General features: G+C 61.3%; 14 protein-coding genes. 11 read left to right on the top strand and 3 right to left on the bottom strand.

Annotated features, from left to right (window positions below):
* Positions 1 to 5 precede the first annotated feature (5 nt).
* The 7 genes from CAG02_RS02935 to CAG02_RS02905 all read left to right on the top strand — a co-directional run bounded on the left by CAG02_RS02935 (position 6) and on the right by CAG02_RS02905 (position 6,025).
* On the top strand, positions 6 to 431 hold the full coding sequence (locus tag CAG02_RS02935) for a biopolymer transporter ExbD (RefSeq protein ID WP_007955109.1): 426 nt from the start codon (positions 6 to 8) through the stop codon (positions 429 to 431).
* A gap of 3 nt (positions 432 to 434) precedes the next feature.
* Complete coding sequence (locus tag CAG02_RS02930) at positions 435 to 1,139, top strand: energy transducer TonB (RefSeq protein WP_085708248.1); 705 nt, start codon at positions 435 to 437, stop codon at positions 1,137 to 1,139.
* A gap of 39 nt (positions 1,140 to 1,178) precedes the next feature.
* Complete coding sequence (locus CAG02_RS02925; protein ID WP_085708247.1) at positions 1,179 to 2,876, top strand: putative porin; 1,698 nt, start codon at positions 1,179 to 1,181, stop codon at positions 2,874 to 2,876.
* Between the two features lie 17 nt (positions 2,877 to 2,893).
* A complete protein-coding gene (locus CAG02_RS02920; RefSeq protein ID WP_085708246.1) occupies positions 2,894 to 3,523 on the top strand; it encodes a DNA repair protein in 630 nt (209 codons plus the stop codon).
* A 17-nt stretch (positions 3,524 to 3,540) separates the two neighbouring features.
* On the top strand, positions 3,541 to 4,008 hold the full coding sequence (locus tag CAG02_RS02915) for a YbjN domain-containing protein (protein WP_085708245.1): 468 nt from the start codon (positions 3,541 to 3,543) through the stop codon (positions 4,006 to 4,008).
* Complete coding sequence (locus tag CAG02_RS02910) at positions 4,005 to 4,952, top strand: peptidylprolyl isomerase (RefSeq protein WP_085708244.1); 948 nt, start codon at positions 4,005 to 4,007, stop codon at positions 4,950 to 4,952. Before CAG02_RS02915 ends, CAG02_RS02910 begins: the two co-directional genes overlap by 4 nt.
* Before the next feature lie 95 nt (positions 4,953 to 5,047).
* The gene (locus tag CAG02_RS02905) at positions 5,048 to 6,025 is read left to right on the top strand and encodes a LysR family transcriptional regulator (protein WP_085708243.1); all 978 of its coding nucleotides are present in this window, start codon (positions 5,048 to 5,050) and stop codon (positions 6,023 to 6,025) included.
* A gap of 230 nt (positions 6,026 to 6,255) precedes the next feature.
* Here the strand turns inward: CAG02_RS02905 and CAG02_RS02900 are convergent, their stop codons facing one another.
* Positions 6,256 to 6,627: a DUF6124 family protein gene (locus tag CAG02_RS02900; protein WP_085708242.1), complete on the bottom strand. Its 372-nt coding sequence runs from the start codon at positions 6,625 to 6,627 to the stop codon at positions 6,256 to 6,258.
* A gap of 380 nt (positions 6,628 to 7,007) precedes the next feature.
* On the opposite strand from CAG02_RS02900, the gene CAG02_RS02895 reads away from it, so the two are divergent.
* Together CAG02_RS02895 and CAG02_RS02890 are read left to right on the top strand one after the other, a co-directional pair.
* Positions 7,008 to 7,517, top strand: a complete 510-nt coding sequence (locus CAG02_RS02895) for a GNAT family N-acetyltransferase (protein WP_085708241.1) — start codon at positions 7,008 to 7,010, stop codon at positions 7,515 to 7,517.
* Between the two features lie 115 nt (positions 7,518 to 7,632).
* Positions 7,633 to 8,124: a hypothetical protein gene (locus CAG02_RS02890; RefSeq protein ID WP_085708240.1), complete on the top strand. Its 492-nt coding sequence runs from the start codon at positions 7,633 to 7,635 to the stop codon at positions 8,122 to 8,124.
* Positions 8,125 to 8,382: 258 nt separating this feature from the next.
* On the opposite strand, the gene CAG02_RS02885 is transcribed toward CAG02_RS02890, so the two are convergent.
* Positions 8,383 to 8,604 carry a CcoQ/FixQ family Cbb3-type cytochrome c oxidase assembly chaperone gene (locus CAG02_RS02885; RefSeq protein WP_085708239.1) on the bottom strand — a complete coding sequence of 74 codons (222 nt, stop codon included), beginning with the start codon at positions 8,602 to 8,604 and terminating at the stop codon, positions 8,383 to 8,385.
* Between the two features lie 15 nt (positions 8,605 to 8,619).
* Positions 8,620 to 10,047 (bottom strand): cytochrome-c oxidase, cbb3-type subunit I, encoded by a 1,428-nt coding sequence (gene ccoN, locus CAG02_RS02880; protein ID WP_085708238.1) that lies wholly within the window; start codon positions 10,045 to 10,047, stop codon positions 8,620 to 8,622.
* A 322-nt stretch (positions 10,048 to 10,369) separates the two neighbouring features.
* Here ccoN and CAG02_RS02870 point away from each other — a divergent pair, with 322 nt between their 5' ends.
* Positions 10,370 to 12,043: a nitrite/sulfite reductase gene (locus tag CAG02_RS02870; RefSeq protein ID WP_085708237.1), complete on the top strand. Its 1,674-nt coding sequence runs from the start codon at positions 10,370 to 10,372 to the stop codon at positions 12,041 to 12,043.
* On the top strand, positions 12,040 to 12,519 hold the full coding sequence (locus tag CAG02_RS02865) for a DUF934 domain-containing protein (RefSeq protein WP_085708236.1): 480 nt from the start codon (positions 12,040 to 12,042) through the stop codon (positions 12,517 to 12,519). Before CAG02_RS02870 ends, CAG02_RS02865 begins: the two co-directional genes overlap by 4 nt.
* The last annotated feature ends 117 nt before the right edge of the window (positions 12,520 to 12,636 follow it).

Raw genomic sequence — 12,636 nt, 5'->3', positions numbered from 1 at the left:
CTGACATGGCGTCCGTAAATGCCTCCCACGACGATGATGAAGATGCAGCGGTAGACAGCATCAACATCACGCCACTGGTGGACGTGCTGATGGTGGTGCTGGTGATGTTCATCCTCACCGCCACCGCACAGGTCTCCGGGATCCAGATCAACCTGCCCAAGGCCAGCGCCGCGGTGTCGCTGTCCGAGGCCAAGACCAAGGCGATTTCGGTCAACGACGGCGGTCAGGTGTTCCTCGACGCCTACCCGGTGACCCTGCCGGAGCTGGAAGAACGCCTGCGCATCGAGAAGGCGCAGAACCCGGACTTCCCGGTGATCGTGCGCGGCGACGCCACGGTGCAGTACCAGAAGGTCATCGAAGTGCTGGATCTGTTGCGCCGGCTCGAACTGTCCCAGGTCGGTCTCGTCACCGGCAAACCGACGCAGGGCTGAGTCATGACTGCACAGATGCCAATCGAACCGCTGCCGGTGAAGAAGTCGCCAGTGCGCTACGTGAAGTGGGGCGCCGGGTTGATCCTCGGTGCACTCGCCGCGTGGTTCCTGTGGCAGTGGGCCAACGACATGAGCGGCATCCGCCGGGAGGCGCCGAAGGTGCCGACGATCATTCCGTTGCCGCCACCGCCACCTCCGCCGCCGGAAAAACCACCGGAGCCGGAAACCCCGGTTGAAGAAAAAGTCGTCGAGCCGGAGCCGACACCCGAGCCACAGGAAGTGAAACCCGAGGAAGAAGCGCCGCCATCGCCGGCGGACGACCTGGCCAACCCGATGCAAATGGACGGCGACGCCCAGAGCGGCAACGACGCGTTCAACATCGGCGCGGGCAAGGGCGGCGGCATGACCGGTGCCGGTGGTGGACGCGTGGGCAACGGCACCTACAGCCAGTTCCTCGCGTTCACCTTCCAGAAGCTGCTGCGTGAGAACCCCGACCTGCGCAACCTCGCGTTTTCGTTGCAGGCCGATGTGTGGCTGAGCGGCGTCGGCGAGATCACCCGGGTCGAACTGGTCAAGTCCAGCGGCAACCCCGAAATCGATACGCAGGTGCTGGCCGCGTTGCGTAACGCGCCGCATCTGAGCGAACGGCCACCGGCCTCCATCACCTTGCCTGTGCGCATGTCCCTGCAAGGGCGGCGTCCGGGTTAACCGAATTCATAAAGCTGTATGAAAAGGAGTTGTGTGCAGATGATTTCCAACGTGAATCGATTGTCCCTGGCGGTCGGCATGGTCATCGCGACCCTGGTCGGTCAGGCCGCGGCAGCGCCTGCGCCCTCGGAGAACGCCACGATCAATCTGATCCGCTTGCTGGTCGAGCAGGGCATTCTGAAACAGGACAAGGCTGACGCCTTGATCGCTCAGGCCCAGAACGAAGCGGCCCAGGCCAAGCAGGCTGCGGCATCCACTGCCGTGGCAGCCGGGCCGGTCGCTGCACCGGGCGATGTGCGGGTGCAATACGTGCCGGCCGCTGTGCGCGACCAGATCCGTGATCAGGTCAAGGCTGAAGTCATGGCCACCGCCAAGCAGGAAAACTGGGCCGCGCCCAACACTTTCCCGGACTGGGCGTCGCGCATCAGCTTCGACGGCGACATCCGTCTGCGTGACGAATCGCGCTACTACTCGGGCAGCAACAGCAACGAGATCGTCGACTTCGCCCGGCTCAACAACAACGGCCCGTACGACGTGAACCCCAACAGCAGCACCGCGTTGCCGCCGTTGCTCAACACCCGTGAAGACCGCACCAATCTGTTCCGCCTGCGCGCGCGGCTGGGCATGAAGGCGGAGATTTCGCCGGAATGGACCGCCGGCATCCGCATCGGCACCGGCTCGGACAACAACCCGGTGTCGACCACCCAGAACCTCGGCGGCGGTTTTGCCAAGAAGGACATCTGGCTCGATCAGGGCTACCTGACCTGGAAACCGTCGGATGAACTGACCCTGACCGGTGGCCGCTTCGGCAACCCGTTCATGTCAACCGACATGCTGTATTCCAACGACCTGAATTTCGACGGTGTGGCGGCAATTTTCGACCACAAACTGAACCGCGACTGGGGCGTGTTCGGCACCGTGGGCGCGTTCCCGGTGGATTACACCAGCGACACCACCACCAGCAACGGCTTCGACAAGGAAGAAAGCGACAACAAATGGCTGTACGGCGCGCAGGTCGGCGCCAAGTGGGCGATCAACAGCAACAACCGCTTGAAAGGCGCGTTGGCCTACTACCGCTTCGAAGACATTCAGGGCCAGCGATCCAGCCCTTGCGAGCCTTGGGCCGGTGCGCCGGGCTGCGACAGCGACGGCACACGCGCGGCGTTCATGCAAAAGGGCAACAGCGTGTTCCTGCTGCGCGACATCACGCCGAACCCGCTCAACCCGAGCACCACGCCGCAGCCGCAATTCGTCGGCCTGGCCTCCGAGTTCAACCTGCTGGACCTGAACCTGGTCTGGGACGCCGACCTGCCTGCCGACTTCAAACTGCGCAGCCAGGGCAACTACATCCACAACCTCGGCTACGACGAAGGCGACATGCGCAAGCGTTCGGCCGGGCAACTGGTCAACAACCTCGACAGCAGCGGCAACATCGAAAGCGGCGCCAATGCGTGGATGGTGCAGTTCACCCTCGGCAACGCGCTGGACCTGAAGAAGCAGGGCGACTGGAACCTGTTCGCCGGCTACAAGTACATCCAGCCGGATGCCTTGCCGGACGGCTTCAACGACTCGTCCTTCCACCTCGGCGGCACCAACGCCAAGGGCTACATCCTCGGTGGCAATTACGGTCTGGCGAAGAACGTCTATGCCACCGGCCGCTGGATGAGCACCGAAGCGGTGTATGGCGCGCCGTTCGACATCGACGTCTTGCAGCTCGAGATCAACACGCGCTTCTAAGGCGCCGGGAGAGGGTTATGAACGCGCGATTTTTAGTGTTGGGTCTGGGCTTGATAGTCGCCAGCGGGGCCAGCGCCGAAGGCATGGAGGAACGCCTGCGCACGCAATTGCGCAGCACCACCCAGCAGTTGCAAACCCTGCAGAGCCAACAGGCCCAGGCCAGCGCCGCGCAACTGGCGGCGCAGAACGAAGCCAAGGCAGCCCAGGCGCAGATCAAACAATTGACCGCTGAACTTGCCAAGGCCAAAGGCCTCGCCGAGCAACTGGCCGGGCAGCAACAGAGTCTGCACAGCCAAGCCCAGGCGCAGGTGGCGGCCAGCAACGAGCAGACCGGCAAGTTCAAGAAGGCCTATGACGAGCTGTTGGTCATGGCCCGTGCCAAAGAGGCAGAACGGTCTAAGCTTCAAGCGCAATTGGCCGAACGTGACACACAAGTGCAGCAATGTTCGGTCAAGAATCAGCAAATGTACGGCGTGGCCAAGCAGATCCTCACCGCCTACGAAAACATCGATGTGGCCGAGGTGATGAAGATCCGCCAGCCCTTCGCCGGCAGCGCCCGGGTCAAGTTCGATGAACTGGCTCAGGGCTTCGGCGATGACCTGTACAAGACACAATTCGATGCGCCGCAAGCGGCGCTCGCACACTAATGAACAAGGAAGAAGTCATGACTCAATTGATCAACCACGTATCCCCGAAATCCCTGACCGAAGTGCTGCAAGCCGCCGGTTATCGCGTCAACCAGATCGAACAGAACGGCATCGTTCAACTGCTCAGCGCCAGTCAGGGCATCGGTTATGCCGTGCGTTTCGGCAACCCGGCGGTGGTGGAGCAGGGCAGCTACGTCGACTTCACCTTCAGTTGCGCACTGCGCGTACAGGGTGAGTTGCCGGCCGGTGTGGCCGAGCAGTGGAACGCGACCCGCCGCTTTGCCCGGTTGTCGTTGCAGGGCGAGTTTCTGGTGATGGAGATGGACGTGGTGGTGGCCGCTGGCGTCAGCAGCGATTACCTGCGCGGCAATCTGGAACTGTGGGATCGCCTGCTGCAGGAATTCATCGTGTACCTGCGTGACTTCACCCAGAACGCCGCTGCCGCCCAGGCTCCAAAGGTTGAGCAAGAGGAAGTCGCGCTGTGACGAAACCTGCCATGGTGATCAGCGCCGCTGCGGTGGCGCTGTTGGTGGTGGCCGTGGCGCTGGTGGTGCGGCCGGGCAATGACCCGGTCGCCGCCCAGCAACCGGCGCCGGTCGTGGGCGCCAGTGCCGGGCCGGCGGTGGCGCGGTTGGGCAATCAGCAGGTCTCGCCGGAGGAGTTGCAGGCGCTGCTGGCGGCTGTTCCACCGCAGACCCGCGAGCAACTGCGCGGCAATCGTGAGGCGCTGGAGCGCTGGATACGTTCACGCCTGGCCGAAAAAGCCGTGCTGGAACAGGCCGATGCCCAGGGCTGGGCGCAGCGTCCGGACGTGGTGCGGCAGACCCGCGCCGCCACTGAGCAGATCGTGTTCCGCGACTATTTGCAGTCGGTGAGCAAAGTACCGGCGGATTATCCGAGCGCCGCCGAATTGCAGCAGGCCTATGACGCGGGCAAGGCCAACTGGCAGACGCCGGCGCTGTATCGGGTCAGTCAGATTTTCCTCGGGGTGAACGAGCCGCAGAGTCTTGAGGCCGTGCGCAAGCAGGCTGCGGAGCTGAGCAAGAAGGCGCAAGCATCTCCGACGGAGTTTGCAGCGATGGCCAAGGAGTTTTCCCAGGATCGCCTTACCGCCGAGCGCGGCGGTGACACCGGTCTGCAACCGTTGCAGCAACTGGTGCCGGAAGTGCGCGGCGCCGTCGCTCGACTCAAGGTCGGCGCGGTTTCCGATCCCGTGCAAAGCAGCGCCGGGTTTCACGTAATCAAACTCACCGAACAGCAACCGGCCCGCACTGCGACCCTCGACGAACTGCGTGACCAACTGACTCAGGCCTTGCGGGCACAACGTCAGGAACAGATCGCCCAGGCGTATCTGGACGGCATGCTCAACACCGCGACGCTGAGCATTGACGGGGCAGAACTCAATAAAGTCCTGGAGGAAAAACTGTAACTCAGATCCATCTCTGAACTCCTGTGGGAGCAAGCCCGCTCCCACATTAGAGCCGTGACGTTTCCAAAAATACAAAGATCGACAGGGAGTCATCGATGTCATTCACCGAACCCGCAGGACGACAGGGCAGCCCCGATTTTCGCTGGCCGCAGGAAAAGGCCGAACCCTGGCTGGCGCAGGTTGCGAAGATCGAGGGCGAAATCGCGCAATACTTTCTGGTGAGTGCCCGTTGCGGTTGCTTCATGCAGGCCGCCCGCAGCCTCAACGTGCGTTCGACCCTGCTGCGTAAGCAACTGGCGCAGCTTGAACAGCAACTGCAATGCGCGCTGTTCAGCTTTCAGGGCAGTGCATTGACGCTGACCCGCGAAGGCCAGCAATTGCAGGCGCAACTGGTGGCCCTGGCCCACGAACGCAAACTCCCGGTGATCGAGCAACCCTTGATCAGGCTGGCGGTCGCCGAATCGATCCTGCATGACATCCTTGGCCGCGACCTCATCGCACTGCTGCGCCGCAACGCCAGCGTGCGCCTCGAGATCATCGCCCTCGACAGCGAACTGGCCCTGCGCGCGGTCAGTGCCGACATCGTGCTTTGGCTCGCCCACGGCGACACCCCGTATCCCGGCCCGACCTTCGCCACCGGCGAACCGCAACGCCTCGCGCAACTGGAATACCAGCCGCACATCGCCAAACGCTACTCCCGCGTCACTGCACGCCCGGAAAGCCCGGACGACCTCGCCGATTTCATGCTGGTGCAATGGCAGCATGACCGGCAGATCGATAGCTTTCGGCCGTGGAATGAACTGGTCGAACAGCGCTTGGCTGGCGTGGTGCAGATGCAGTCTTATGAGCTGATGCTGGAGATGATCCGGTGCAGTGCGTGCATTGGTTTGCTGCCGATGTACATGAGCCGGTTTGATCGCGGGTTGGTGGCGTTGCCGGGGTTGTTTGACGAGGCAATGCGGTTGCAGGCGTGGCTGGCGGTGAACAGTGACTCGCAGAGTGTCGGGGAGGTGCAGGTATTGGTGGAGTTGATTCAACGCACGTTCAATGAACGACAGGAGTGGTTTGAATAATCGCGTAAAAAGGACGGACTTAATTTAATAAATCCGTCCCCTTTTTTCAGGTGAACAGTGACTCGCAGAGTGTCGGGGAGGTGCAGGTATTGGTGGAGTTGATTCAGCGTACGTTCAATGAACGACAGGAGTGGTTTGAATAATCGCAAAAAAAGGACGGACTTAATTTAATAAATCCGTCCCCTTTTTTACACTTTTTTACACGCTCTGCGTGGGAACGATCTGGTCGATCAGGGCCGAGGTTCAGCCGCCACATCCAGATTATCCAGCACCCGATTCACCGCCAGTTCCGCCAGCATGATCAGTTGCCCGATGCCCAGCAGCACATGCCGCTGCGGCGCATCGATCATCCCGGCGAAATCGCTGGCCATGGTTTTGGCCGAGGTCAGGGTTTCGCAGGCATCGGCCAGCAGTTCTTCATTCGGGATGCCGGGGGCGATGAGGTAGCGGGTGTTGGGTTTGAGCAGCGGTTTTCTGGGGTGGAACGGATTGAGGTAGTGATCGAGGGCGCGGTCGGCGGCTTCGTGGAATTTCTTGGAATCGAGGGTTTCGTAGGGCGAGGTCGGGTCGGTTTCGGGCGGGTTTGGCGTTGGTTTGATCATGATTGAATCTCCAGAGTCATGGAGCCGCCACGATTCGCTGCGATACGAAGGGGTGGCAGCTATACGCGGGTCGCAGACCGGGACTCTAGAACCGGCAGACCCGAGGGTCTCCCACGTACAGCCGCCATAAAACTGGAGGGTGTTGTGCGTCCAGAGATCGCGGGCTGCGAGACCCGATCGCTGATTCATCAGCGACCCGGAAACGATAGAGCCGGCGCCCAAGGCACACAAGCCGGCGGATTCTGGCGGATGCGTAGGCAATGGCGCAAGGCGTTGTGGCTTGCCGGAAGTTTCGGTCAACGGCTTTAAACAGTCATGGCGAATCCGTGAAGAAGCGGTTTACAGTGACGGGCCACGCACTGATCCAGGAGGGATCTTTCATGCCTGAGCACAACCCCGCCATTCACCTCGAACGCTTCAGTGAATCCCACGTCGAAGGCGTCACCGCGCTTTACAACGACCCGGCCGTGACCCGACAGGTGTTGCAGATGCCGTTTCAGTCTGCCGAGATCTGGCGCCAACGACTGATGGCGGAAAACGAACGGATGGTGAAACTGGTGGCGTTGCATCAGGGTGCAGTGATCGGGCATCTCGGGCTGGAGGCTTTTTCGCGGATTCGTCGCAGCCATGCCGGTAGTGTCGGCATGGCCGTTGCGGTGGCGTGGCAGGGCAAGGGCGTCGGTTCGAAGCTGTTGTCGGCTGCGCTGGACATCGCCGACAACTGGATGAACCTGCACCGGGTCGAGCTTTCGGTGTACGCCGACAACGAAGCGGCCATCGGGCTCTATCGCAAGTTCGGCTTCGAAAACGAAGGCCTGTTCCGCGATTACGCCGTGCGTGACGGGCAATGGGTCGACACCCTGAGCATGGCGCGTCTGCGCAAGCGCTGACCTTCTGTCCGTTGATGGCCGATGAGGCGACCGTGCAGGCAAATGACTTGCACGGTCGTCATCGGCATCTGCCATGCTCGAAGTCCGCAGCACCGCTCCTTGAAGGAACACCGCAATGGACGACGTACAGCAACTGGGCGAAATGCTTCGCCACTATGCCGACAGCGAAGCGCACAAGAAGCAACTGTTCGAGACACAATCGGCGACCTGGGCCACACGGATCAACGAGTTGTTCGGGCAGATTCAGCAATGGCTGGAACCGGTGCAGGCGCCGGGGTTGCTGGAGGTGAGTCGCGAGGCGTATGTGGCGTTCGGGCCGAGCGTTCCGGTTGAGACGTCAACCTTCAAGACTGAGAAGCTGAGCATCGTGATTGCCGGCAAACCGGTGGAGTTCGTGCCGGATGTGATGGGCAGTGGCGGGCAGATTTCGCTGGCGGTGATGGGGTTGACGGCGGCGCGGTACGGGAGTGTTTCGTTGGTGGGGCTGCCCAATGGTGATTGGCAGTGGCGTAAGACCAATGGGTTGAAGGATCCGGATACCTTTGCCTTCGATGCGAATTTCCTCGCGCAGCAGTTACAGAGCCTGATTCCTCGAGACCGTACCTAAGATCAAGAGCCACCCCTCATCGGAACGCCGCCCAGCCCTCTCCCCAGAGGGGAGAGGGGGAAAGGGAGCAGATCTTCGTAGTTGTCAAAAACTCAGTTCACGGGAAAGGTCGTTGATATTCGTTGTTGTTGATATTGCATTCACCTTCGATATTTCAGGTCGGTGTATTTCGAACAAACAACTCGGTCAGTTCCCTCTCCCTATGGGCGGTCCGACGTTTCGGGAGGGCTAGGGTGAGGGCAGCTCGGCTGACACACCTCACATCTCAAGATTGACCCACCCCGGCTTCGCCACCTCCGGCGCCACCGCTTTCACTGTCTTGCCCGTAGCCAATTCAACCCGCCGAGCCACCTCAGGATCATCCGCAAACGGCGTCAGACTCGCATCATCCAGGCTTTCAGCCGTTTCATGGCGCAAGCAATACTCCACCGACAGCCACAAAAACAGCACGCCCAATACATTCAAAACGATATCGAACATGTCCGACTCCCTGCCTCAGGCGATCTGCGCTTCACGGTGGGCAATCGCAACGTCCGCCACCCGCACCGTGCGCCATACGTTGTAGGCCATCAGCAACATGCCCGTCAGGAAGAACACCCCGCCGGCAAACCGCACCACAAACCCAGGATGGCTGGCCTGCAGCGCTTCGACAAACGAGTAGGTCAGCGTGCCGTCCTCGTTGATCGCCCGCCACATCAGGCCCTGAGTGATGCCGTTGACCCACATCGAAGCGATGTACAACACGGTGCCGATGGTCGCCAGCCAGAAGTGCAGGTTGATCAGCGGCGTGCTGTGCATCCGCTCGCGGCCGAAGACCTTGGGCACCATGTGGTAAGTCGCGCCAAAGGTGATCATCGCCACCCAGCCGAGGGCGCCGGCGTGTACGTGGCCGATGGTCCAGTCGGTGTAGTGGGAGAGCGCGTTGACGGTCTTGATCGCCATCATCGGGCCTTCGAAGGTCGACATGCCGTAGAACGCCAGCGACAGAACGAGGAAGCGCAGGATCGGGTCGGTGCGCAACTGATGCCAGGCGCCGGACAGCGTCATCATCCCGTTGATCATCCCGCCCCAGCTCGGCGCCAGCAGGATCAGCGACATCGCCATGCCCAACGACTGCGCCCAGTCCGGCAGTGCGGTGTAGTGCAAGTGGTGCGGGCCGGCCCAGATGTACAGGGTGATCAGCGCCCAGAAGTGCACGATCGACAACCGGTACGAATACACCGGCCGATTGACTTGCTTGGGCACGAAGTAATACATCATCCCGAGGAAGCCGGTGGTCAGGAAGAACCCCACAGCATTGTGCCCGTACCACCACTGCACCATGGCGTCGGTGGCGCCGGAATACACCGGGTATGACTTGAACCAGTCCACCGGAATCGACAGGTGATTGACCACGTGCAGCATGGCGATCACCATGATGAACGCGCCGAAAAACCAGTTGCCGACGTAGATGTGCTTGGTCTTGCGTTGCACCACCGTGGTGAAGAACACGATGGCGTACGCGACCCAGACCACCGCCATCCACACCGCGCCGGAGAATTCGATCTCGGCGTATTCCTTGGTGGTGGTATAGCCCATCGGCAGGGTGACCAGCATGATCACGATCACCGATTGCCAGCCCCAGAAGGTGAAGGCGGCGAGTTTGTCCGAGTACAGCCGCACCTGGCAGGTACGCTGCACCGCGTAATAGCTGGCGGCGAATTGTGCGCTGCCGGCAAAACCGAAAATCACAAGGCTGGTGTGCAACGGTCGCAAGCGGCCGAAGGTGGTCCACGGCAGGTCCAGATTCATGTCCGGCCATACCAGTTGCGAGGCGATCCATACCCCCATCGCCATGCCCACGACACCCCAGAAAACAGTCGCGATGACGAATTGGCGGACGACCTTGTAGTTATAAGCCTGTCCGATTGTTGCTGTGCTCATGGTCAATTCTTCCACGGTCAAAGTCTTGCCAGGCCACCCGGTCTGGCACGAGCTGCACTGTAGAAACCCCGCCAGAAACAAAACAGGCTCAGGAATTGTTCATTTATGCGGATCAGATCGAAGCGCTGCCTGCGGCCATCTGCCGCGCCCTGATACGGTTTTTATGCGTTCAGGTGAATCTGTTGTGCACTGCGCCGTTCGTCCATAGTCAGGGAAAATACTGTGGGAACGGGCGAACCCGAGATAGCGCCAGACGCGAACTGGCGCTATCTCGGGTTCGCCCGTTCCCACAGGAGTCTTTGCATTCCTGATGAGGTAGCCGATGTATCAATACGACGATTACGACCGGGCGCTGGTGTTCGAGCGCGTTGCGCAGTTTCGCGATCAGGTCGAGCGCTTCATGGGCGGGGAGTTGAGCGAAGAAGAGTTTCTGCCGCTGCGCCTGCAGAACGGCCTGTACATGCAAAAGCACGCCTACATGCTGCGGGTGGCCATTCCTTACGGCACGCTGAGCGCCGAACAGATGCGCACTTTGGCGAGCATCGCCAGTGACTACGACCGTGGCTACGGCCACTTCACCACCCGGCAGAACATGCAGTTCAACTGGATCGAACTGCATGAAGTGCCGGACATCCTCGAACGTCTGGCGCAGGTCAACATGCATGCGATCCAGACTTCGGGCAACTGCGTGCGCAACATCACCACCGAAGCCTTCGCCGGGGTGGCGGCGGACGAGTTGATCGACCCGCGCCCGCTGGCGGAGATCCTGCGGCAATGGTCGACGATCAACCCGGAATTCCTGTTCCTGCCGCGCAAGTTCAAGATCGCGATCTGCTCGGCGAAGCAGGACCGTGCGGCGATCATGATGCACGACATCGGCCTGTACCTTTACCCCGGTCGCGACGGGCAGATGCTGTTGCGGGTGATTGTCGGCGGAGGTCTGGGGCGCACTCCGATTCTCGGTTTGCAGATTCGCGATGGTTTGCCGTGGCAGCATTTGCTGTCTTACGTCGAGGCGGTGCTGCGGGTCTACAACCGCCACGGTCGGCGCGACAACAAGTACAAGGCGCGGATCAAGATTCTGGTCAAGGCGCTGGGCATCGAGGCGTTCGCCAAGGAAGTCGAAGAGGAATGGCAGCACATCAAGGACGGCCCGGCACAGCTGACCGAGGATGAATACCTGCGGGTTGCCAACGCCTTTGTGCCGCCGAGCTATCGCACGTTGGCCGGCACCGATCTGGATTTCGGCACGCACCTGGCCGACAACCCGGTGTTCGCCCGCTGGGTTGCGCGCAACGTGCAGCCGCACAAGGTTCCGGGCTACACCAGCGTGGTGCTGTCGACCAAACCGGGCGCTGCGGCCGCACCCGGCGATGTCACCGGTTTGCAGATGCTGGCGGTGGCCGACTGGTCCGAGCGCTTCGGTTTTGGCGAAATCCGCATCGCCCATGAGCAGAACATCGTCCTGCCGGACGTGCCCAAATCCGAGCTGTATGCGCTGTGGCAACTGGCGAAAGAGCAGGGGCTGGGCGCCGCCAACGTCGGCCTGCTGACCGACATCATTGCCTGCCCCGGCGGCGATTTCTGTGCGCTGGCCAATGCCAAGTCGATCCCGATTGCCCAGGCAATTCAGGCGCGTTTCGATAACCTCGATTACCTGCACGATCTGGGCGACATCAGCCTGAACATCTCCGGCTGCATGAACGCCTGCGGCCATCACCACATCGGCAACATCGGGATTCTCGGCGTCGATAAAAACGGCAGCGAGTGGTACCAGATCACCCTCGGCGGCGCCCAAGGCAAAAACAGCGCACTGGGCAAAGTCATCGGCCCGTCGTTCAGTGCCGCCGAAGTGCCGCAGGTGATCGAGCGGATCATCGGCACCTTCGTCCGTTACCGCGAGGCTGAAGAACTGTTCGTCGATACCGTGGCACGCATCGGCCTGGAGCCTTTCAAGGAGCGGGTCTACCCGAAAGCGCTGGAGGTCTCGGCATGAACAATCTGCTGCGGATGGAGGAGGGTGGGGCGCGGATCGTGCTCGATGATCCGTGGACGCTGATCCGTTCACCTGAAACGGCGTCCGGTTCCGGGATGCTGATTCTGCCGCTGGCCCACTGGCTCGAATCGCCCTCTACCCACGCAGTCTGGCTGGGGCCGGACGATAGCGTCGAAAGCCTGCTGCCATGGCTCGCCTCGCTGCCGCTGATCGCCCTCGACTTCCCGAGCTTTCGCGACGGACGCGCCTACAGTCAGGCCTATCTGCTGCGCAGCCGCTTCGGCTGGAAAGGCGAACTGCGCGCCATTGGCGATGTGCTGCGCGACCAGCTCAGCCACATGCGCCAGTGCGGTTTCGACAGCTTCGCTGTGCGCGAGGACAAATCCGCCGAGGATGCGCTCAAGGGGCTCGCGGGGATGAGCGTGTTGTACGGGCGCTCGGTGATCGAGCCGCGGCCATTGTTTCGGCGCAGGTGATGCAGGGGAAACCCTTAGAACCCTGATGAATCGGGGATTTTTCCTTGGGTCGATGCTGGCCTTTTGGTAGAGTCCCCGTCGCCAGCGGGTTTTCGGCTGGACGACGGAACGAAGAAG

It is taken from the genome of Pseudomonas sp. R43(2017), assembly GCF_002112345.1.
Taxonomy (GTDB): Bacteria; Pseudomonadota; Gammaproteobacteria; order Pseudomonadales; family Pseudomonadaceae; genus Aquipseudomonas; species Aquipseudomonas kribbensis.
Note: the sequence above shows the minus strand (reverse complement) of the source record. Positions and strands in the feature narration are given on the sequence as shown.

Excerpts from the sequence above, each read along its gene's own strand:
- CAG02_RS02935 (WP_007955109.1), top strand. The coding sequence starts at position 6 with ATGGCGTCCGTAAATGCCTCCCACGACGATGATGAAGATGCAGCGGTA.
- CAG02_RS02930 (WP_085708248.1), top strand. The coding sequence starts at position 435 with ATGACTGCACAGATGCCAATCGAACCGCTGCCGGTGAAGAAGTCGCCA.
- CAG02_RS02925 (WP_085708247.1), top strand. The coding sequence starts at position 1,179 with ATGATTTCCAACGTGAATCGATTGTCCCTGGCGGTCGGCATGGTCATC.
- CAG02_RS02920 (WP_085708246.1), top strand. The coding sequence starts at position 2,894 with ATGAACGCGCGATTTTTAGTGTTGGGTCTGGGCTTGATAGTCGCCAGC.
- CAG02_RS02915 (WP_085708245.1), top strand. The coding sequence starts at position 3,541 with ATGACTCAATTGATCAACCACGTATCCCCGAAATCCCTGACCGAAGTG.
- CAG02_RS02905 (WP_085708243.1), top strand. The coding sequence starts at position 5,048 with ATGTCATTCACCGAACCCGCAGGACGACAGGGCAGCCCCGATTTTCGC.
- CAG02_RS02900 (WP_085708242.1), bottom strand. The coding sequence starts at position 6,627 with ATGATCAAACCAACGCCAAACCCGCCCGAAACCGACCCGACCTCGCCC.
- CAG02_RS02895 (WP_085708241.1), top strand. The coding sequence starts at position 7,008 with ATGCCTGAGCACAACCCCGCCATTCACCTCGAACGCTTCAGTGAATCC.
- CAG02_RS02890 (WP_085708240.1), top strand. The coding sequence starts at position 7,633 with ATGGACGACGTACAGCAACTGGGCGAAATGCTTCGCCACTATGCCGAC.
- CAG02_RS02885 (WP_085708239.1), bottom strand. The coding sequence starts at position 8,604 with ATGTTCGATATCGTTTTGAATGTATTGGGCGTGCTGTTTTTGTGGCTG.
- ccoN (WP_085708238.1), bottom strand. The coding sequence starts at position 10,047 with ATGAGCACAGCAACAATCGGACAGGCTTATAACTACAAGGTCGTCCGC.
- CAG02_RS02870 (WP_085708237.1), top strand. The coding sequence starts at position 10,370 with ATGTATCAATACGACGATTACGACCGGGCGCTGGTGTTCGAGCGCGTT.
- CAG02_RS02865 (WP_085708236.1), top strand. The coding sequence starts at position 12,040 with ATGAACAATCTGCTGCGGATGGAGGAGGGTGGGGCGCGGATCGTGCTC.